The sequence below is a fragment of the Shewanella sp. WXL01 genome (assembly GCF_012263345.1).
In the GTDB taxonomy this organism is placed as follows: Bacteria; Pseudomonadota; Gammaproteobacteria; order Enterobacterales; family Shewanellaceae; genus Shewanella; species Shewanella maritima.
The window spans coordinates 779024-797605 of the sequence record NZ_JAAIKQ010000001.1 but is presented as its reverse complement, the minus strand read 5'-3'; the positions used below and the strand labels follow the sequence as shown (position 1 = coordinate 797605).

18 protein-coding genes are annotated in these 18582 nt (G+C 44.3%); 12 read left to right on the top strand and 6 right to left on the bottom strand.

The features are described from left to right. Nucleotides 1–252 precede the first annotated feature (252 nt). Complete coding sequence (locus G3R49_RS03420; RefSeq protein ID WP_167868643.1) at nucleotides 253–1851, top strand: AMP-binding protein; 1599 nt, start codon at nucleotides 253–255, stop codon at nucleotides 1849–1851. A gap of 122 nt (nucleotides 1852–1973) precedes the next feature. On the opposite strand, the gene G3R49_RS03415 is transcribed toward G3R49_RS03420, so the two are convergent. Together G3R49_RS03415 and G3R49_RS03410 are read right to left on the bottom strand one after the other, a co-directional pair. After that, nucleotides 1974–3755: an ABC transporter transmembrane domain-containing protein gene (locus G3R49_RS03415; protein ID WP_348633909.1), complete on the bottom strand. Its 1782-nt coding sequence runs from the start codon at nucleotides 3753–3755 to the stop codon at nucleotides 1974–1976. Between the two features lie 155 nt (nucleotides 3756–3910). Beyond that, nucleotides 3911–4321, bottom strand: coding sequence for a hypothetical protein (locus G3R49_RS03410; protein WP_130598257.1), 411 nt, complete (start codon nucleotides 4319–4321; stop codon nucleotides 3911–3913). 168 nt (nucleotides 4322–4489) lie between these two features. Here G3R49_RS03410 and G3R49_RS03405 point away from each other — a divergent pair, with 168 nt between their 5' ends. Further along, a complete protein-coding gene (locus tag G3R49_RS03405; RefSeq protein ID WP_167868641.1) occupies nucleotides 4490–5632 on the top strand; it encodes a methyltransferase in 1143 nt (380 codons plus the stop codon). A gap of 214 nt (nucleotides 5633–5846) precedes the next feature. Here the strand turns inward: G3R49_RS03405 and G3R49_RS03400 are convergent, their stop codons facing one another. Then, nucleotides 5847–6587, bottom strand: a complete 741-nt coding sequence (locus G3R49_RS03400; RefSeq protein ID WP_167868640.1) for a FadR/GntR family transcriptional regulator — start codon at nucleotides 6585–6587, stop codon at nucleotides 5847–5849. 322 nt (nucleotides 6588–6909) lie between these two features. On the opposite strand from G3R49_RS03400, the gene G3R49_RS03395 reads away from it, so the two are divergent. Together G3R49_RS03395 and G3R49_RS03390 are read left to right on the top strand one after the other, a co-directional pair. Then, complete coding sequence (locus tag G3R49_RS03395) at nucleotides 6910–7323, top strand: hypothetical protein (RefSeq protein WP_167868639.1); 414 nt, start codon at nucleotides 6910–6912, stop codon at nucleotides 7321–7323. 165 nt (nucleotides 7324–7488) lie between these two features. Next, complete coding sequence (locus tag G3R49_RS03390; protein WP_130598265.1) at nucleotides 7489–8757, top strand: MFS transporter; 1269 nt, start codon at nucleotides 7489–7491, stop codon at nucleotides 8755–8757. Nucleotides 8758–9096: 339 nt separating this feature from the next. On the opposite strand, the gene G3R49_RS03385 is transcribed toward G3R49_RS03390, so the two are convergent. Continuing rightward, the gene (locus tag G3R49_RS03385) at nucleotides 9097–10053 is read right to left on the bottom strand and encodes a sterol desaturase family protein (protein WP_167868638.1); all 957 of its coding nucleotides are present in this window, start codon (nucleotides 10051–10053) and stop codon (nucleotides 9097–9099) included. A 101-nt stretch (nucleotides 10054–10154) separates the two neighbouring features. After that, nucleotides 10155–11129 (bottom strand): DUF2804 domain-containing protein, encoded by a 975-nt coding sequence (locus G3R49_RS03380; RefSeq protein ID WP_245335257.1) that lies wholly within the window; start codon nucleotides 11127–11129, stop codon nucleotides 10155–10157. A 375-nt stretch (nucleotides 11130–11504) separates the two neighbouring features. Here G3R49_RS03380 and G3R49_RS03375 point away from each other — a divergent pair, with 375 nt between their 5' ends. From G3R49_RS03375 to G3R49_RS03355, 5 genes are all read left to right on the top strand, one after another. Then, nucleotides 11505–12074 carry a YajG family lipoprotein gene (locus tag G3R49_RS03375; RefSeq protein WP_167868636.1) on the top strand — a complete coding sequence of 190 codons (570 nt, stop codon included), beginning with the start codon at nucleotides 11505–11507 and terminating at the stop codon, nucleotides 12072–12074. Between the two features lie 14 nt (nucleotides 12075–12088). After that, complete coding sequence (locus tag G3R49_RS03370; RefSeq protein WP_130598273.1) at nucleotides 12089–12682, top strand: peptidylprolyl isomerase; 594 nt, start codon at nucleotides 12089–12091, stop codon at nucleotides 12680–12682. A gap of 487 nt (nucleotides 12683–13169) precedes the next feature. Beyond that, entirely contained in the window at nucleotides 13170–13502 is a 333-nt protein-coding gene (locus G3R49_RS03365) for a hypothetical protein (protein ID WP_130603283.1), read from the top strand. Nucleotides 13503–13591: 89 nt separating this feature from the next. Further along, the gene (locus tag G3R49_RS03360; RefSeq protein WP_245335228.1) at nucleotides 13592–15010 is read left to right on the top strand and encodes an MFS transporter; all 1419 of its coding nucleotides are present in this window, start codon (nucleotides 13592–13594) and stop codon (nucleotides 15008–15010) included. A 435-nt stretch (nucleotides 15011–15445) separates the two neighbouring features. Further along, complete coding sequence (locus G3R49_RS03355; RefSeq protein ID WP_167868634.1) at nucleotides 15446–15679, top strand: nitrite reductase; 234 nt, start codon at nucleotides 15446–15448, stop codon at nucleotides 15677–15679. Nucleotides 15680–15753: 74 nt separating this feature from the next. On the opposite strand, the gene G3R49_RS03350 is transcribed toward G3R49_RS03355, so the two are convergent. Next, a complete protein-coding gene (locus G3R49_RS03350) occupies nucleotides 15754–16239 on the bottom strand; it encodes a YajQ family cyclic di-GMP-binding protein (protein ID WP_130598279.1) in 486 nt (161 codons plus the stop codon). 166 nt (nucleotides 16240–16405) lie between these two features. Between G3R49_RS03350 and G3R49_RS03345 the strand changes: the two genes are divergently transcribed. The 3 genes from G3R49_RS03345 to G3R49_RS03335 all read left to right on the top strand — a co-directional run bounded on the left by G3R49_RS03345 (nucleotide 16406) and on the right by G3R49_RS03335 (nucleotide 18562). Further along, complete coding sequence (locus G3R49_RS03345) at nucleotides 16406–16837, top strand: VanZ family protein (protein ID WP_130598281.1); 432 nt, start codon at nucleotides 16406–16408, stop codon at nucleotides 16835–16837. Next, entirely contained in the window at nucleotides 16838–17830 is a 993-nt protein-coding gene (locus G3R49_RS03340; protein ID WP_167868633.1) for a ketopantoate reductase family protein, read from the top strand. It begins immediately after the preceding gene. A gap of 81 nt (nucleotides 17831–17911) precedes the next feature. Then, complete coding sequence (locus tag G3R49_RS03335; RefSeq protein WP_167868632.1) at nucleotides 17912–18562, top strand: phosphatase PAP2 family protein; 651 nt, start codon at nucleotides 17912–17914, stop codon at nucleotides 18560–18562. The last annotated feature ends 20 nt before the right edge of the window (nucleotides 18563–18582 follow it).

The following is an 18582-nucleotide window of genomic DNA, read 5'->3' as shown; positions in this document are numbered from 1 at the left end:
ACAGCAGGTGAAACCAATCAAAAGCACCACGAAGCTCTCGTCATACAGTGAGATAAATTAGGTCCTATTAATTCAAACCCACAATTTGATTTTAGCTATGTAACACCAAGCACTTAGCCAACAGTGTAAGGAAAATCTGACCAGTTAAAAAAACGCTGTTATTGATTGACCTGCGCACAAAAACCGCACTAATCTAAACAAACGTTTGAATAAAAACGTCACAATAACAAATAACTGATAAGGAAAATCAGTATGGCATTTGATACCGGCTCAACCCTCAATCTTGACCAATACCAATCGGTCGTTGACCTCATCGACCAATCTTGTAAAAAGTACGCAAACCACAGAGCTTATGCATGTTTGGGGCATGACACTAGCTATGGCGAAATCGATCAAACTTCGCGTCAGTTTGCAGCTTACCTACAAAACGACACTCGCTTGCAAAAAGGCGATCGCGTGGCGATTCAGCTGCCAAATATTACCCAATTCGTTATTGCAGCTTATGGCGTGATTCGCGCAGGCATGGTACTGGTAAACACCAATCCTCTATACACAGAGCGCGAGTTGATCCACCAATTCAATGACTCTGGAGCAAAAGTATTAGTGGTGCTTTCTGACCTATTACCAACACTAAACAATGTGGTCGAGGAAACCGGTTTAATTAGCGTCATTGCTACTCATCCACTTGATTTAATTAACCCGCCAGAGCAAAAAGCTGCAACATTTGAGCACACACCATTTTTAGAGACACTTAATAAGGGTGCAGGGCTGCCATACTCGCAAGTTACGCCAAACAAAGATGATATTGCTGCGCTGCAATACACTGGTGGCACCACAGGCTTATCAAAAGGTGCGGTACTCAGCCATGGCAACATTTTGGCGAACTCAGCTCAGGTGAAATCGCGTATAGCCAGTACCATGACCGACGGTGAGGATATTTTTGTCGCGCCGCTGCCTATCTATCACATCTATGCGTTTATGTTGAATCTGGTACTTAACTTCGAATCTGGCAGCTGCTCAGTCCTGATCCCAAATCCAAGAGATATTCCGAGCTTAATTAAAACCCTTGCGAGCTACCCATTTACCGGTTTTGCTGGCCTTAACACACTATTTGTTGGCCTTTGCCACCAACCAGAATTTAAAGCGCTCGACTTTAGCCACTTAAAACTGACTATCTCTGGTGGCACCGCACTGACTAGCGCCGCCGCAGAACTTTGGCAAACCACCACAGGCTGTATGATCAGCGAAGGATATGGCCTGTCAGAAACCTCTCCTGTTATCACCTTAAACGCACCAGGTCATCAACGCCTTGGCTCAATCGGCAAACCAGTGCTTGAGACCGAAGTGAAGATCCTAGATATCAACGATGAAGAAGTGGCTGTCGGTGAAGCTGGTGAGCTTGCCGCTCGCGGCCCACAGGTCATGCAAGGTTACTGGCAAAAACCAGAAGAAACCGCCAAGGTGATGACCGAGGACGGCTTCTTTAAAACTGGCGATATCGCGATTAAATCTGACGACGGTTTTTACACTATTGTTGACCGCAAGAAAGACATGATTATTGTCTCTGGCTTTAACGTATACCCTAATGAAGTCGAAGATGTACTATCGCGCCATCAAGACGTACTAGAGTGTGCGGTTGTGGGTGTTGAAGATGATCATTCTGGTGAAGCCGTAAAGGCCGTAATTGTGCTGACTAATCCAACTAATGATGAAGCGCAAACTCGCGATACGATTAGGCAATACTGTAAAACCGAGTTGACTGGTTACAAGGTACCTAAAATAATCGAGTTTATTGAGCAGTTACCAAAAAGTGCTGTCGGTAAAATCTTGCGCCGCGAGCTTCGCAAATAGGCTGTAGCACTTATCCAACTAGCAGTTGTTCTGAAAGAAAAGCCATCATTTTGATGGCTTTTTGCTTATCTAAAAACCTGTAACGGCTGCGACTCGGTGAGGGTTAGTTATTCTAAAGTGAATTAAGCTTCATCCCATTTCGCATCTAACATCTGCAAACTTGCAAACTCTTGATATAGCGGGCTAGTTTGCATCAAGCTTTGGTGCGTACCTTCAGCGACGACTTTACCGTGATCCATCACAAAAATGCGGTCGGCATTAATAACCGTTGCTAAACGGTGGGCAATAATCAAAGTCGTTTTCCCCTGCATTAGGGTATCGAGCGCTTGCTTTACTTGCTCTTCACTTACAGCATCAAGTGCACTAGTGGCTTCATCAAGCAATAAGATGGGTCTATTAGCTAGAATGGCTCTTGCTATGGCGATTCGCTGTTTCTGTCCACCCGATAAACGCACTCCGCGCTCACCTAAATAAGTGTCATAGCCTTGATCAAACGCGAGAATAAACTCATCGGCTTTTGCTGCGATACAAGCTTGTTTAACCTCATCAATGCTAGCGTCCAGTCGGCCATAACGGACATTCTCAAGCACGCTCATCGCAAATATTACCGACTCTTGCGGTACTAGCGCATACTGCTGGCGCAGCTGCTCAAGCGATAAACTGGCGATATCCACGCCATCAAGTAGCACTTGCCCAGATTTTGGCTGATAAAAGCGCATCAACAATTCAAACAAGGTACTTTTGCCTGCACCACTTGGCCCTACTAACGCCACTCGCTCGCCAGCCTTAATCGATAAGCTAATGTGCTCCAGCGCATGCCTTTCTGTTTCATCGGGGTAAGTGAATACTAACTCGCTAATGGTTAAATCTCGGTTTGACGCATCACTTAACTGCATTGGAGACTCAACGTCAGTAATATCAATTGGCGTTAACATTAACTCTTGTAAGCGCTCAGCTGCGCCAAAAGCGCGTTGAATTTCACTATAAACCTCACTAATGGTCGCCACCGAGCCTGCCACCATCACCGCATAAAACATAAATGCCGAAAGCTCACCGGCGCTAACAGTGCCATCCATCACATCTAGCGCACCAACCCAGGTCACTAATGTAATGGCACCAATACTCAAAAACATCACTGAGGCGATCAGCACTGCGCGATAAAATATGCGTGCTTTAGCGGTGCTCATGACCGCTTCAACGCGATCAAAAAATGCCAGCTTATCCTGCCCCTCATGGGTATAGGCTTGTACTGTATGGATTTCGTGTAAGGTTTCATCTATGTAAGCACCAAGGTCGCCGACTCTGTCCTGACTTTTGCGCGACAAACTGCGCACCTTACGCCCTAATATGCCAACTGGAATTAACACCAAAGGCACGGCGAGTAGTACCAGCAAGGTTAACTTGACGCTGGTGATCAGCATCATCACCATGCCGCCTAATACAGTGACACTAGCGCGCAGCGCCATCGATAAACTTGAGCTCACCACAGACTGCAGCAATGTGGTATCAGCGGTGAAGCGGGAAATCACCTCACCTGTTCTTTGCTGGGCGAAATAGCCAGGCGATAACATCAATAAATGTTGATATACCGTCTTGCGGATATCAGCGCTAACTCGCTCACCCAGCCAGGTGACCAAATAGAACCGACAAAATACCGCGCTAGCACTAATGAAGGTGATTGATAAGATAAAAAAGATGATTTGGTTTAAACGTTCGGTGTTAGTACTTACAAACCCTTCATCGACCATCATCTTTACCCCTTGCCCCAAAGACAGCCAGGCAAGCGAGCCAATAAACAAAAACACGATAGCTGCGACAACGCGAGCACGATAAGGCTTTAAAAATGACATCAGCCATCTGAATATGCTGGGTGAGGAACTCAAATGCTTACTCCTTGCATAAATGGGCACATGGGTTGTGGTTCGCTGTCTTGCATCAAAAAAGCCGATGCTAAACTCTGCACCGGCTCCTTGCCATCAATCACGTTAACTATTTTGGGTTAACAGTCGTTTACTTGCCAATGTTTGGCAGCGAGACAACCCTGAACGGCTCAAAACAACTAACTACTAGGGTAGCGCTTTTCTACGGTTTTGAGTGAGCGCAAGAACAGACCTAAACCGCCCATGCTCAATACCAAAATCACGATTAAATCGAACGCCGACATATGGGTAAAGCGAAACTGAATTGAGCTAATCACCCCAAAAATAAGTCCTGTCAATGAGCCAAAGGTTAGCACCCAACCTAAGATATTTTTGGCGTTATAGAACATAATCCCGACACCAAAAATAAACGGGATCATAATCATCCCGCTCGTCAGGTTATAGCTGCCGACACTATAGAGACTATAACCAAAACCAAAGCTGCTGGTGACCTTAATTGCTTTAAGCAACATATAAAAGCCACCACACATCATTATCAGGCCGATAAAAAACTGTCCTACGCCGCCTGACGTTCCACCAGCACCGTTCATACGTGCCCCTTGTGTTAAAAATCAATAAATTATGATGTTATACCAATCAGTACAAGTATGTGAACAGGCAACACAAACAAGTAGGCAAATTAACCTATGCACTTATCAGTTAGCTCAAGTTCATCAGATCTGCGATAATGCGCGCCACTTAAGTGATAAGGTTTACCTATGAATACGCAATTCGCCTCTTCAGACATTAATCTCACCTTGCAGCGCTACCCAGCTAAGCAGCAATCAAACCTGCAAGCATGGGATGCTGCAGACGAACATATCGTTAAGCTGCTAACCGACAGCCTTGAGCTAAAACAGCCCAAATTGCCGCACACCCTTATCATTAACGATAGCTTTGGTGCGCTGACTTGCTGCCTAAAATCAATTAACCCCAATTGGCCACTGGTGTTTGAAACCGATGCTAAAACATCACTTTTAGGCGCTCAGCAAAACCTAGCAAACAACCAACTCAACATCGATTCAATTGACTGGCAAACCAGTGGAGATGAGCTCAAACAAAACATCGAGCTTGTGCTAATTAAGTTACCTAAAAATCTGAATTACTTTAACTACCTACTTTGCCGGCTATCACAGGTGCTAAAACCAGGCACTCAAGTGCTTATCGGCGCCAAAGCTAAGTCAATCAATAAAGCGTTACTTGGCAGCATTGCCACACATTTAGGTGAAGCATCAGCAAGCCTTACCTATAAGAAAACACGCGTCATCACCGCTATTGCAGATGGTAAAGCAAGAGCTTTGCCACCAGTAGCCAAATGGCAACAAGATGGCTTTAGCATGAGCAATCTAAGTAATGTGTTCTCTGCCACCAAACTCGATATTGGCGCGCGGATCATGCTCGACAACCTACCCGAAGGCGAGTTTGAATCGATAGTCGATTTAGGATGCGGCAATGGTATTTTAGGGTTGCATGCGAAAAAGCGTTACAGCAAGGCTCACATCCATTTTGTAGATGACTCACATATGGCAACCAGCAGCGCTAAGCTAAATTGGACAAACAATCAATTAGATGAGGCTGATGCAAGCTTTGCTTGGGAAGATTGTTTGTCTAACCTGCCTGACAATATCAAGCCAGATCTCGTGTTATGTAACCCTCCGTTTCATCAGGGCGAAGCCATCACGGATCATATTGCCTGGCAGATGTTCAGTGATTCGGCCAAGGTGTTGCAAAAGGGCGGGGTTTTACATGTGGTGGGTAACCGTCATTTAAACTATCACGTTAAGCTCAAACGTATTTTCAAAAACTGTGAAACAGTCGCATCGAACGGCAAGTTCGTTATTTTACAAAGCCGTAAGCTCTAATAGCCATAAGCTTTATTAACCTTGATTATCATACAGCCAAACAACCTTGATTAACCAAACACAAAATTGATTAACTAATACTCCGCCACCTATATTACAACCCATAGATAGCCACCTGCTGCAGTAGGTGGTTTAGGGGCTAACAACAAAAAACGCAGAGTCACCACTCTGCGTTTGTTATTTAACTGTTTTAAACACTCTGGGCAAACAGAGCCTAGCTTCGCAACTTAACAATGTTATCGATGGAGTATAAATCGCGGTTAGCGTTGTTTTTACGTCGCACTTCTTCTAGCGCCTGGGCTTCAAGTTTATCAAACAACACATTGATTAAACGATTAAAGTGCTCATGCATCGCATTACGTGCTTGTGACGCATCACGCTTAGATAATGCTTGATAGATTGCAGTATGCTCAGCGAGAGTTTTACGATTGTCGGTACTGCAAACCATATTGTAGTCATCAACAATTGCCGTGCTAGAAGAGCGCAGTGCCCACAGGCTGTCGAATACGTTTATCAATGCGCTGTTGCGGGTCGACTGCGAAATAATCTGGTGGAACATTTGGTCCGCTTCTTCAATGTATTCCTTGTCTTCCATCATCACTAGCGTGTGATGCAACTTGGCAAGCTCTTCATCGGTAATACTGTTGGCGGCTAAGGCAGCAATTTCGCCCTCAACTAGTGCTCTAGCTTGAGTAAGTTCAAAGGCATTAATTTTCTGAGTCACATTATCAGTACCATTTTGGTTTACCACGTAAACCCCTGAACCTGTTTTAACTTCAACACGTTCACGCACTTCCAAGGCAATTATCGCTTCACGAATTGTAGGTCGACTCACATCAAACTTTTCAGCAAGTTCACGCTCTGGAGGCAAACGGCTCCCCACAGCATATTCGCCTTGCTCTATTGCTTGCTCAATCTGTTCAACGATGCGCCAAAATAAGCGACGGTTTTTCATACTCAGTCCTTCAACTTACGCTCTAGTCAATCGCTGATAATCATATCGTTAATTAACCGAACAGCAACAGTTATTTAAAGATAATAGCTAACTCTTTCAACCAATTCTAGCAAATTGTCAGACCATATCCAGCATTGGTAAAAACAAAAAACACCAAAAGCATTAACAATTGGTATAACAAACTGGTTAGCACTGTATCAACCACCCCCTATTTTCTAATTAAGCACACGCTGTTATTCCAACAATAAAGTTGAAATATATGTTTACCTTGATAGTTAGAAACAAACTTTAAGAAACTAGCTTTAATCTGGGGGGAATTAACGTGAAACTTAATAAAATAAGCCATGCACTAAAGGGGAAGGGCAAATCTTGGCAGCCTAAAACTGCTGTATTCTTAACCGCCCTCGCCTCCGCCCTGTCAGCCAATGCTGTTGCTGATAACACTCAAACAGACATTGAAGTAGCAGCGGTGACTGAGCAAGACGCCAGCTATCTCGACTTTACGGCAAGCTACAAGTTAACTGACTATCTGTCTTTCTCCCTGAAAGCGCTGAACCTGCTAGACGAGCCACAGGTCATGACTCGTGGTAACAGCTCAACCATTGCCGACTACTCATACTCTGGCCCTAAGTTCTTCTTAGGTGCCAAAGCCAAGTTCCAAGCAATATGTCTGACAAATAATGTTGATAAAGGAACACTCACAGTCTCATGTGTATCCCAACATATTACACTGTGATGTGTTGCCCTTTTTTATAACAAAACTGTTTCAATCTTGTTTCATTAGCGGCAATATGACCTATGTCCTGCATGCATTTATCTACTAGCGCTTAACATTGTGCATTTTGGTTCTGGCTCTAGCGGATAACTACAACCGTTAAATTTGTCATACAAGAGTATAATAATGAAAGTCAAACATTTACGCTGGTTGGTTGTTAGCTTGGTCGCCCTAGCAACTGTGATTAACTATATTGACCGTTCCGCACTTGCCATTATGTGGCCAAGTATTTCAGAAGAATTAGGGCTAGATAAAAGTGACTACGCTAACATCATCAGCGTATTCATGATCGCCTACGCCATCGGTCAATCACTATTTGGTAAAATCTTCGACGCCATCGGCACCCGCCTTGGCTTTATCTTATCCATTTTAGTTTGGTCGATTTCTATCGCAGCCCACGCTATCGCATCGACTGCAATGAGCTTTGCTATTGTTCGCGCTATTCTTGGTGTGGGTGAAGCAGGTAACTGGCCTGGCGCCACTAAAGCTAATGCTGAATGGTTCCCGGCTAAAGAACGCGCACTCGCACAAGGCATCTTCAACTCAGGTGCATCAATGGGCTCTATCATCGCACCGCCACTTATCGCTGCGCTATACGCCTTTATTGGCTGGAAAGCCACTTTCGTGGTGATCGCTATCCTAGGTTTCTTATGGATTATTCCTTGGGTAATCGTTTATAAATCTGCGCCTGATGCTCACCCATGGATCACCGATGAAGAACGTGAGCACATCTTATCTGGTCAAATTGCTGGAACTGACAGCAATAACCAAGATGAGTATGTGCCAACACTAGGGCAACTACTTAAACACAAACAATCTTGGAGTGTTATTGCGGCGCGCTTTTTCGTTGACCCTATCTGGTGGTTGTTTGTTGCTTGGCTACCGCTTTACTTAAATGAAAAGTTCGGCTTTGACGTTAAGCAAATTGGTGCATTTGCCTGGGTACCTTATGTGGGCGCGGCAATTGGTGCCATTTTTGGTGGCTGGTTCAGCGGCAAGTTAATTGAGAAGTATGGCTGCGTCAGCAAAGCTCGCCGACTAACAATTTTAGTAGGTGGTTTAGTCATGCTGCCGGCACTATTGCTCACAACGCAAGCCGCCACACCAGCTATGGCAATGGGACTTATCGCGTTAATTCTGTTTGGCTTCCAAACCGCTATTGGTAACATTCAAACTCTACCAAGTGATTACTTCTCTGGTAAAACTGTCGGCACGCTAGCGGGGATCAGTGGTACATCTGCGGTGCTTAGCGTGATTATCACCATTCAGCTAGTACCAGGGCTGACACAAAACGGTGACTATTCAGCTCTGTTTATTCTTGGCGCGATTCTAGTACCTATGTCGCTTATCTCAGTATGGTTAGGCGGTAAGGTTGAAGCGGTAAAACCTAAGTAGATTCGGCTTTAGCTTGCTAACAAAAATAAACACGCCAGGCTTTAGTCTGGCGTTGTTATTTTCGGCCCTAAACCACCTTATTCAGTAAGTGGTTATCGTTCTATTTTTCTCCAGAAGGGGTTGCTTCAATAATTAGCTGGCGTTGCAATGGAATTTAAAGCTCGCAGCGAGCACGTCCTGTGGGCTCGACGAAAACATCCATGTTTTCAACGGCTTTAAATATCACTGCAACTCTAGCCTATAGCTTCAACTGATTGGGTCCCCTTCTAGGGAGCCCACACAAAGTCTCCTTCATTAGAAGATAGTAATTTATTTATAACTGTGAGAAACGAGTGCCGCTTACTGCGATGTAAAATCCTCTACTGGTTTATCTTGTTCATGTTTAACCTGCTGAGTATCCGTTTGCAGCCCATCCATTTGTCGAGCGTTTATTTGCTGAGCCTGTGGCGGCGCAAATAATAGCGCCCAGCGCTCAGACAAGCTTAAACCCGAAGCACTCACCTCTTTAAACATGTCGCGCCACTCTGCAAAGCTGACCACCAGCGGGTTGAAACTGTTTACAGGCTTGGTAATGCCATAGTTTACCGGCGCAATTTCTTTCTCAAAGGTGCCAAACAACTTATCCCAGATGATCAGCACACCAGCATAGTTCTTATCTATATACTCAGGGTTACGCCCATGATGAACTCTATGATGCGATGGCGTATTAAAAATCCACTCTAACGGCCCAAGCTTATCAACCGCTTGCGTATGAACAAAAAACTGCAAACCAAGATTAAGTAGCACAGCAAACACTACCCAACTTGGGTCAAAACCAATCACAACGAGTGGTAGCCAAAATAGCCACATACCAGCTAGGGGATACATTAAACTTTGGCGAAATGCTGTCAACAAATTCATATTTTCAGAGCTATGGTGCACCACATGCGCCGCCCACATCCAACGCACCCGGTGACTCGCTCTATGGAACCAGTAGTAGCAAAAATCCTGGGCTATCAGCAATGCAGCAAAACTCGCAATGCTTAATTCAATATCAAACAATCGCCAGCCAAAGAAATACAAGTACACTTTAGCAATCAGTAAGCCTGCCAAAATGTCAGTCACTTGGTGCATAGCTGCAAGACCAATGTTACAAGCAGCTTCTGGTAGTACATAACGCGCTGTTTGTGGCAGGGATTGGCTTTGACGAATAAACCACCACTCAGCAGCGATACACACAAAAAATAATGGTGCCAACACCAACAGTAATAACTCTGGATGACTCATTAAACTGGCCATCATATTCGAAAATTCCATTTACTCTCCAAGGGCGCTTCCAACCGCTCTGCGCCTTATGTCTAAAGCGTCTATTTCCATCTAATAACTGCTGTGTCTAATTAAAATAACTAACAAGCCCATTACCATTTAGCGTAATGATCTTCACACAAGCCTAACTGCTGAGAAATGGTATAAGTCACACCTTGGTTATCAGTAAGTTTGCCATCGAAATAGCCAATAAACTGCCTAAAATTACTTTTCAGTAGCAAGAGGTCGAGCTTTTCAGTGCGTTGATTGATGCCATGAAAACTTAAATCAACTTGACCATTGGCCGCGTGTATCTGCCATGGGCTGGTTAAATCATCTCTGTCGAATTCAAACTGAATTTGCCCAAGCAAATGGCGCTGGCCATTAACCCAGAGTACATTTTCATTGGCACCAGTTTCATTTACTCCAGCAGCAAGGTTAAGCCCAATCACGCCACCTTCGGTATTAGCATTAAGACTCGCCCAGCGCCAGCTGGTTTCTCGGCGCATATAGCCAGCAGAAAAGTCATAACTCGCCAGAGCTTGATTAAGCGGCTGTGGCTCATCATTAACCGTTAAGGTGCCAGACACTTGCAGGGCATTGTGTTTTTGGGTGTATGTCCAGCCATTATATGCAGTTGGAGTAGCCAGACTCATCGGTAAACTTAATGCCGGCGGAGTTAAGGTTAGCGACGCGCTTACCTTGTTGGTGTTAATCTCAAGCTGCCAAACACCTTCAACTAGATTAAAACGCACCAACTTATCGGCTGACCCAAGCTTTGAGATACTTGCCTCACCATTGTATGGCGACGGCGTTGTTTGATAGCCCAGAGTCGGCGGCCTTAAGTAGCTTTGCTCGACAATTTTTTGTGATTTGATGTCATACACATAAATAAAGCCGCTACCAAGATAGCGAATATCGGCAATCGCAGCGCTCACTATGTAGCGCTGAGTTTTGACCGTCACAAACTGAAACTGCTTGTAATCGAAATACTTGGCAAGTTTGGATGCTTGTTTATCCATGGTATTGCGATAATCAAACTGTTCTAATCCAAGTGACTTTACTATGCCATCGAAATGACCAAACATGGGTTTCCCGTCTGCCTGAATTAAGCAATCAGGGGCAATTTGCGTATGAATTGGTGGATACCTTAGCGTACCTGTAGATGTTTTTGCCTGTTTAGCATCCACTGTCGCTACTACATGAGGTTTCGGGTTGAGGTTTTGCTGCTGCGCCGACATCACTTTCCTCCGTGTCATTTCACAAATTAAGTTGCTACGCCTAATAAATAATGTCAACCACCTCAGCTTGTTACTATTGAGAAGCAGTAGTTTGGTGAAGCTAAACCCCATCCTCCATTAATACAGCCTTAATGCGTATTATGTTGGCTGTTACCTTGTGTTAAATCTGATATGCTTGCTGTCATTATCACAAGAGACATAAGTTAAAGACGCACTATAAATATGAAATCACCTGTGTTCATTTTACTTGCTGCGCTAGGCCTAAGTGCCTGTGCCAGTCACCAGCCAACCCATATTGCATTAAACCCAAGTCTTGGTGCCGTTGCACCACAAACCTCAATGGCAACTCAGGTACATGTTGAAACTATTGATACCCGCAAGGCTAACTTTATTGTACGGATTCATAATGGTGACGATGCAGCTAGACTCATTAGTCCAAGCGAACCTGTAAGGCAACAGCTTGATAAGGTATTTAGACAAGGTATTAGCGAAGCTGGCTATAGTATTTCACCAAGCTCATTTCGCACTGTGCAGTTTCAGTTAGATAATTTGCTCACTGATGTCACTGAAACCACCTTTGGCTATGAGGCAAAAACTCAGGTCACTATTAATGTGGTCGCCACAAACCGCACTCAAGAATTTACCAAAATATATAAAGGCCGCGGCACATTAACTGGCCCGTTTAACTCTGACTTCGCCACCCTAGAGTTAGACATCAACAAACTGCTCGACAAGCTAACGGGTGAAATTCTTAATGACGCCGAGTTGCATCAATTTATTCAACAGCAATAACAAGGACGAAAGACATGTTTAAATGGTTATCTGCCGCTATTATCGCCCTCACACTAACCTTGAGCTGCGCAGTCGCTAAAGTCGATATTCAACCTGATACTCTGTTCCCAAAAGTGAAACTGGAAACCACCATGGGCACAATCGTTGTTGAACTAGACCGCCAGCGAGCACCAATTACCGTAGATAACTTCTTAACCTATGTGGTTAAAGGCGAGTACGACAATACTATTTTCCACCGCATTATCGCTGACTTTGTGGTGCAAGGTGGCGGGCTTGATGGCAATTTTGAAGAAGCAGAGCCATCCATGCCAGCTATTGTAAATGAAGCTGGCAACGGCCTTTCAAATGGCTTGGGAACCATTGCCATGGCAAGGGAGAATGAGCCTCACAGTGCGACCAAACAGTTTTACTTTAACGTCGCTGACAACAAACGGCTTGACCCTTCAAAGCGCCGTTGGGGTTATGCTGTATTTGGTGAAGTCATTGAGGGTTTAGAAGTATTAGAAGCAATGGCCGTGGTTGAAACAGGGCAAAATGCCAAACTTGGTTGGCCAGATGTACCGGTTAAAAACATCACGCTAACCAAGGCGACACTTTTACCGAGATAACGACCTATATAGATATCTAGTTAATGACACACTAAAAACGCACACATCGCAAAGGAGGCATTATGCCTCCTTTTTGCTGGCAAACTCATACTCATTGATGATTGTTCAACTTGGGGTAATTAAACGATAGCGCTACTCAGGTTTCGATTACTGAGCAGCAGTCATACTCTCGTCGTTAAACAACGACTAAGATTCAAAAACTTAACTTATCTTCACTGAGTTTTAGCAAATTCATACAGAATAATTGTTCAATTTTCGTTCCAACAACCGCCATATTTAGCAGAAAATCGCTCAGCAAAGTCAATTTCAGTCATTACTATGCTTTTTGCAGTTTTATTACACTAACTCCACAATATCGGCTAATCGTGTCTATACTTTAGTGCATTACACCAAAGTTATATTTTGTAATTTCGCGCACTTTAATTTGTTCAATAACATTAGTTCAAGGAAGACGCTCCACAGAAAGCGTTTAAAGGACATGACAATGATGACAGCAGATGACTTCATTGAAGCCAAGGCTCCACAGCTGGCTTTTTACGGGAAAGCATTTTTAGACGAACAACTCGAATACAAAGAAATTCAACTCTACATGTGGGATGTACTTGAAGAATGGCAATGCCTGGTCAATACCCCCCAATCTAAAGCTCAACTGCCTAGCGAAACAGAGCAGGTGTTTTGGCACCTGTTACACTGTTTCGACAAATGGCCAGAATGGGCAATTCGCGGTAATCAATATTTGCGTAAGCAGGTAGATGATTGCTGTGATTTCCTTAATATTGGTGGAAAATTCCCCGATAGCTGCATCGGAATCCGCCCATAAACAATAATTTACCGCTAGCGCTTGACCTTTAGTCGCTGACACTTAAGCTAGGTGGTATCACTCCACCTAGATTAATGAATAGCTTCTCTATGCCTTCGACCTGGTCGCGTTTCTTCGGTGCCTTTTCGGTTTACCTTCATCGCCGAGTACTCGCATTATTGATCTTGGGTTTTTCGGCTGGTTTGCCGTTAATGTTGGTATTCTCAACATTAAGTTTTTGGCTGCGAGAAGCTGGAGTAGATCGAGCGGCCATCGGCTACTTCAGCTGGATAGCCCTAACCTACGCATTTAAGTGGGTTTGGTCACCATTGGTAGATAGGCTCTCCCTACCCTTTCTTACTAGTTTACTTGGGCGTAGACGCAGCTGGATGGTATTAGCTCAGTCCTGTGTGGTATTAGCTATCCTGGGTATGTCGATGAGCGACCCGCAAGTGAATTTGGAACAGCTAGCTTTATGCGCGTTACTGCTCGCCTTTGCCTCTGCCACCCAAGATATTGTCATTGACGCGTTTCGGATTGAATCTGCACCAGAACATATGCAAGCAGCCCTTGCTGCGGCCTATCAAGTGGGTTATCGCGGCGCCATGATTGTTGCCACCGCGGGAGCGCTGTCAATAGCGGCAGCGATTAGCCCTGGCGACAGTGCATATCATCTAGAATCCTGGCAAACCGCCTACGCTATTATGGCTTCACTGATGGGCGTAGGTATTATCACCACATTGTTGTGCCGCGAGCCTCAAGTCGATAATAAGCAAGCAACCGAGCAAGAAGCCCAACTTAGAGCGAAATTCAGCGAGCGATATTCACCTACCACAGCCAAAGCATTTGCTTGGCTGTATAGTGCATCTGTACTGCCGTTTGTCGACTTTTTTAAACGCTATGGAAAAAGCGCCATCATGATTTTACTGCTGATCTGCTGCTACCGCATATCAGATATCGTCATGGGGATTATGGCAAATGTATTCTATGTCGACATGGGGTTTAGCAAAGAAGAGATCGCGTTTTTAAGCAAGGTTTACGGCCTGATTATGACCTTAATTGGTGCCGGTGCTGGCGGCGTGTTAATTGCCCGCTACGGCACCATGAAAATCCTGTTTTTAGGTGCGCTATTAGTGGCGATTACTAACTTGTTATTCGCCTGGCAGGCTCATATTGGTTATGACGTGGCTTTCTTAACCTTTGCAATTTCAATGGACAACTTTAGTGCAGGCATAGCGACAGCCGCTTTTATTGCTTACCTTTCTAGCCTAACAAGCTCTGGCTACAGCGCGACGCAATACGCGCTGTTATCATCAATCATGCTCTTATTCCCTAAGTTTGTTGCAGGCTTCTCAGGGCTGTATGTCGATAACTTTGGTTATGTGAACTTCTTCATTGCCGCCAGTCTTATCGGCTTCCCTGTGTTATGGCTTATCCATCTAGTGCAGAAGCAGCAGAATCACCAAGCCAACGAAAAACCAGTTGCAGATCGCGAGTCAACTACACGTGAGTCAACTACTCGTAAGTGAAATTGGCCAACTGATACTCATTAGCACTAACTTTTTGCTTAATGTGTTATTGAGCTAACGCTAGGTAATCCGCTAACTCACTCACTAGGGCCTGTTGATCTTTCAAGATTATTTTTGCAGCTGCTTGTTGAAAATTTATACAAGGCAACGACTTTGATGTGTGGTTGTTCCACATGATAAGTCGTTAACGCAGTAGAAATGACAACAAGCGCTGCCTGAAAGGTTCGTTTAAAAGCACTTTACTCTTTGTTGCGAGCGAATTTGTTTAGGTGACTAGACGTCATCGCTCGCGTCGCGATTAAAGTGCTTTTAATTCGAACAAATTCTAATCAGCAAAGATCAACAGGCCCTAGTATTAACTTTTCATCCTGGTCAGCTTTTTGCTTCTAAACCTGATAGGTTTAAAGTTAATTGATTAAAAGTGAAAGGTGAAATATGGATATCAGCCAGGTTCTTATCGTCGCAATTGTGTTCTTTGCCATTTTTGGCGCAGACTTTTTCAAGTATCGTCTGCGAATGAAGCAGCTTGAAGCCAAGATAGATTCTAGCGACAAAATGAAACTCATCGATGAAGTTGAAAGCTTAAAGCATCGCTTAGTAGTGTTAGAAAGAATTGTTACCGATAAAGGTTATGAAGTGAACGAGAGCATCAATCAACTAAAAGACTAGCGTGCATCACCATATAAAAAACCACCTTGGCCAAGGTGGTTTTTGTTTATATACAGCCAATAAAATACTAACCTCTAGTCACGCAGGTTCTTAATCTGAAACGGCTGACCTAACTCAGATTCCCTTGCTAAACGAATAGCTGCTTGCAAATCGTCACGCTTTTTACCGGTTACCCGCACTGTGTCACCTTGAATAGCACACTGCACTTTCATCTTGCTGTCTTTAATAACTTTCACCAGTTTTTTAGCCACATCAGTTTCAATGCCTTCCATAAAGCGCACCCGCAGAGAAAAGGTTTTTCCTGTATGTAGCGCCTTTTCATCTACTTCCATTACTGCAGGGTCAACATTGCGCTTACTCAGGTTCATCCGCAGCACATCAACCATTTGTTTACAGTAATACTCATCATCGGCAGACAGTGTCACTTGCATATCTTTAAATTCAACGCTGACATTCTTGCCACGAAAATCATAACGGTTGTCGATTTCTCGGCGCGTATTATCTACTGCGTTTCTCAGCTCAACCGCGTCGACTTCTGACACAATATCCATTGATGGCATGATGGTATCCTCTTAAATTTTCTCGTAGCTAGTTTACGATTAAATAGTCGCACACTGCGATATAGTTGAATGAATTTTTTAATATAAATCAGGTTTACGGTGACAAGTGTAAGTAGTTTTCTTATGATTTGGCGAAACACTATTATTCTAAGGTATCCTCAGGCTTGTGATTAGCTATAGAAACATTTTCAAGCTAGCGTTGATTGTCACTTTTATCATCGTTAGCTACCTGGTTTTCTCAAAGCCTGGAAACTATCCTGTGACGTTCCAACACATGGATAAAGTCGGCCATTTAGGCAGCTTTTTTGCGTTGTCATACCTCGCCTACTATGCCTTTAAACCCAAATGGTACATCTTAACGTCAATTTTAACCTTGTATGCGATTTTAATCGAAGTTATCCAATCACAGCTGCCCTATCGCAATGCGTCAGTTGACGATGTCGCTGCCGATCTATTAGGTGTTGGTTTGTTTTATGTGTGCTTGAAAATCTACCACATGTTCAAATACGGCAGTAAAGGCAAAGCTGGCGCGCAAAGTATTAAATCCGGTGAACTAAATGGCAAATCTGCACAAGTACACAGCAAGGCTGATAACTAAATGGCAAATATGCAGGTTATCAATGGTCAAATCGCCATTCTAGGCGCTGGTGCTATTGGGCAGTTAATTCATCAGCAACTAGCGACTCAAATAAATACACAACAAGCTGCACTAAAGCTGATTGTGAGTCACGAGCGTTTCGAGCAAGCTAGCATAAACCAGCAGCTTAGCTTTACTAGCCTTGATGGCAATTCAACAAACTATCATTGTCAGCTTATCGATATTGCATCAAACACACTGACGCAGGAGCTTGCTCAGGTAAAGCTTGTCATCGTATGCGTTAAGGCTTATCAGGTAGCGAGTGCCCTCAAGCAGTTACTTGCGCACCTGCCAATTGATAGCCATATTATGCTGTTACACAATGGCATGGGCCCGCACCTTGAAGTGCAAAACCTGCTAAATAGCTCGTCAACTCAAACAGCAAATATCGGCTTAACCCTAGCTACTACTTCACAAGCAGCGTTAAAGACTGATGCTTTTGCGATTAAACAAACGGGCAATGGTGCAACTAGCCTGGGCTTGTTTGCTGGGCCGCAAATGGACAACAGCTTATTAGCGCTTATTAGCAAGGCAATTCCAAACCTAACGATTAGCGATGATATTGTCACGGCCCTATGGGCTAAGCTGACTATCAACTGCGCTATTAACCCGCTCACTGCGATTGAGCAGTGTCAAAATGGTCAGCTGGCGGCAGAACAATACCAGAGCCAAATTGCCGCGATTATTGATGAATGCGTGCAAGTCGCCAAAGCTGATGGCGTAACACTCGATGCGCAGCAAATGACTCACAATGTCGCTAAGGTTATCGAGCTTACTGCAGCAAACTACTCGTCAATGCATCAAGATGTCGCACACCAGCGCAAAACCGAGATTGACCAAATAAATGGTTATGTGTTGATGAGAGCACGCTCGGCAGACATTAACACACAGGTGAATCAGGCATTGGTTGAGCAAATCCATCAATTACAAGCAAGCTATGATGCGCTTAACTAATTACAGCCAAGCTATGATGCGCTTGACTAGGCGCCCTGTTGCTGAGCACCTCATTTGCTAAATGATTGTCACGATAAATAAATGATATTCAAGCCAAACCCTGCACCTATTCCGTTTAAGCGCAATTATGTACTGGCATACCTTTTTGCAGCACTATGCGTGATGCTTGCAATTGGCTTTATTGACCGCCCCTTAGCAAGCTGGCTGCATCAACATAGTCAGCCTAATATGCTGTTTAAGCTGTTTTCCGATATCCCCGTGCTGCTTGAAGCGATAGCTGGTGCGATCATTATCGGCAGTCTTTACAGACCTTGGCGGGAGAGATTAAAACAAGCCGTATTGCAGCTAGTTAGCTCATTGATACTGGCCACCTGTGTACGGGTAGGCGCAAAGATGCTGTTTGGCCGCACCTGGCCAGAGACCTGGATTAACGATAACCCATCTTGGATCAGCCACGGCGTTGAAGGTTTCTACCCACTGACGCTAGAAAAAGGCTTCCACTCGTTTCCATCAGGTCATGCGTTATTTAGTTTTGCACTGGCGAGCATGTTGTGGCGCTATTTTCCCAAACTTGCACCAGTTTGGATAACCGCCATGCTCGCAACCATTGCCGGGCAGTTAGGACAAAACTATCACTATTTAGGCGACCTTTTAGCAGGAGCGACACTTGGCTGCCTGCTCGCGCATATTTGCAGTCATGTGTTTAATGGCAGCTCTGGCAACAAGCGCTAGACAAACGCTCATAAAGCGAT

What these genes read in the sequence shown, in the direction of transcription:
- G3R49_RS03400 (WP_167868640.1), bottom strand. Translation starts at nt 6,587, where the DNA reads ATGAAAAACCGTCGCTTATTTTGGCGCATCGTTGAACAGATTGAGCAA.
- G3R49_RS03420 (WP_167868643.1), top strand. Translation starts at nt 253, where the DNA reads ATGGCATTTGATACCGGCTCAACCCTCAATCTTGACCAATACCAATCG.
- G3R49_RS03365 (WP_130603283.1), top strand. Translation starts at nt 13,170, where the DNA reads ATGACAGCAGATGACTTCATTGAAGCCAAGGCTCCACAGCTGGCTTTT.
- G3R49_RS03340 (WP_167868633.1), top strand. Translation starts at nt 16,838, where the DNA reads ATGGCAAATATGCAGGTTATCAATGGTCAAATCGCCATTCTAGGCGCT.
- G3R49_RS03375 (WP_167868636.1), top strand. Translation starts at nt 11,505, where the DNA reads ATGAAATCACCTGTGTTCATTTTACTTGCTGCGCTAGGCCTAAGTGCC.
- G3R49_RS03405 (WP_167868641.1), top strand. Translation starts at nt 4,490, where the DNA reads ATGAATACGCAATTCGCCTCTTCAGACATTAATCTCACCTTGCAGCGC.
- G3R49_RS03355 (WP_167868634.1), top strand. Translation starts at nt 15,446, where the DNA reads ATGGATATCAGCCAGGTTCTTATCGTCGCAATTGTGTTCTTTGCCATT.
- G3R49_RS03350 (WP_130598279.1), bottom strand. Translation starts at nt 16,239, where the DNA reads ATGCCATCAATGGATATTGTGTCAGAAGTCGACGCGGTTGAGCTGAGA.
- G3R49_RS03360 (WP_245335228.1), top strand. Translation starts at nt 13,592, where the DNA reads ATGCCTTCGACCTGGTCGCGTTTCTTCGGTGCCTTTTCGGTTTACCTT.
- G3R49_RS03385 (WP_167868638.1), bottom strand. Translation starts at nt 10,053, where the DNA reads ATGGAATTTTCGAATATGATGGCCAGTTTAATGAGTCATCCAGAGTTA.
- G3R49_RS03370 (WP_130598273.1), top strand. Translation starts at nt 12,089, where the DNA reads ATGTTTAAATGGTTATCTGCCGCTATTATCGCCCTCACACTAACCTTG.
- G3R49_RS03390 (WP_130598265.1), top strand. Translation starts at nt 7,489, where the DNA reads ATGAAAGTCAAACATTTACGCTGGTTGGTTGTTAGCTTGGTCGCCCTA.
- G3R49_RS03335 (WP_167868632.1), top strand. Translation starts at nt 17,912, where the DNA reads ATGATATTCAAGCCAAACCCTGCACCTATTCCGTTTAAGCGCAATTAT.
- G3R49_RS03410 (WP_130598257.1), bottom strand. Translation starts at nt 4,321, where the DNA reads ATGAACGGTGCTGGTGGAACGTCAGGCGGCGTAGGACAGTTTTTTATC.
- G3R49_RS03380 (WP_245335257.1), bottom strand. Translation starts at nt 11,129, where the DNA reads ATGTTTGGTCATTTCGATGGCATAGTAAAGTCACTTGGATTAGAACAG.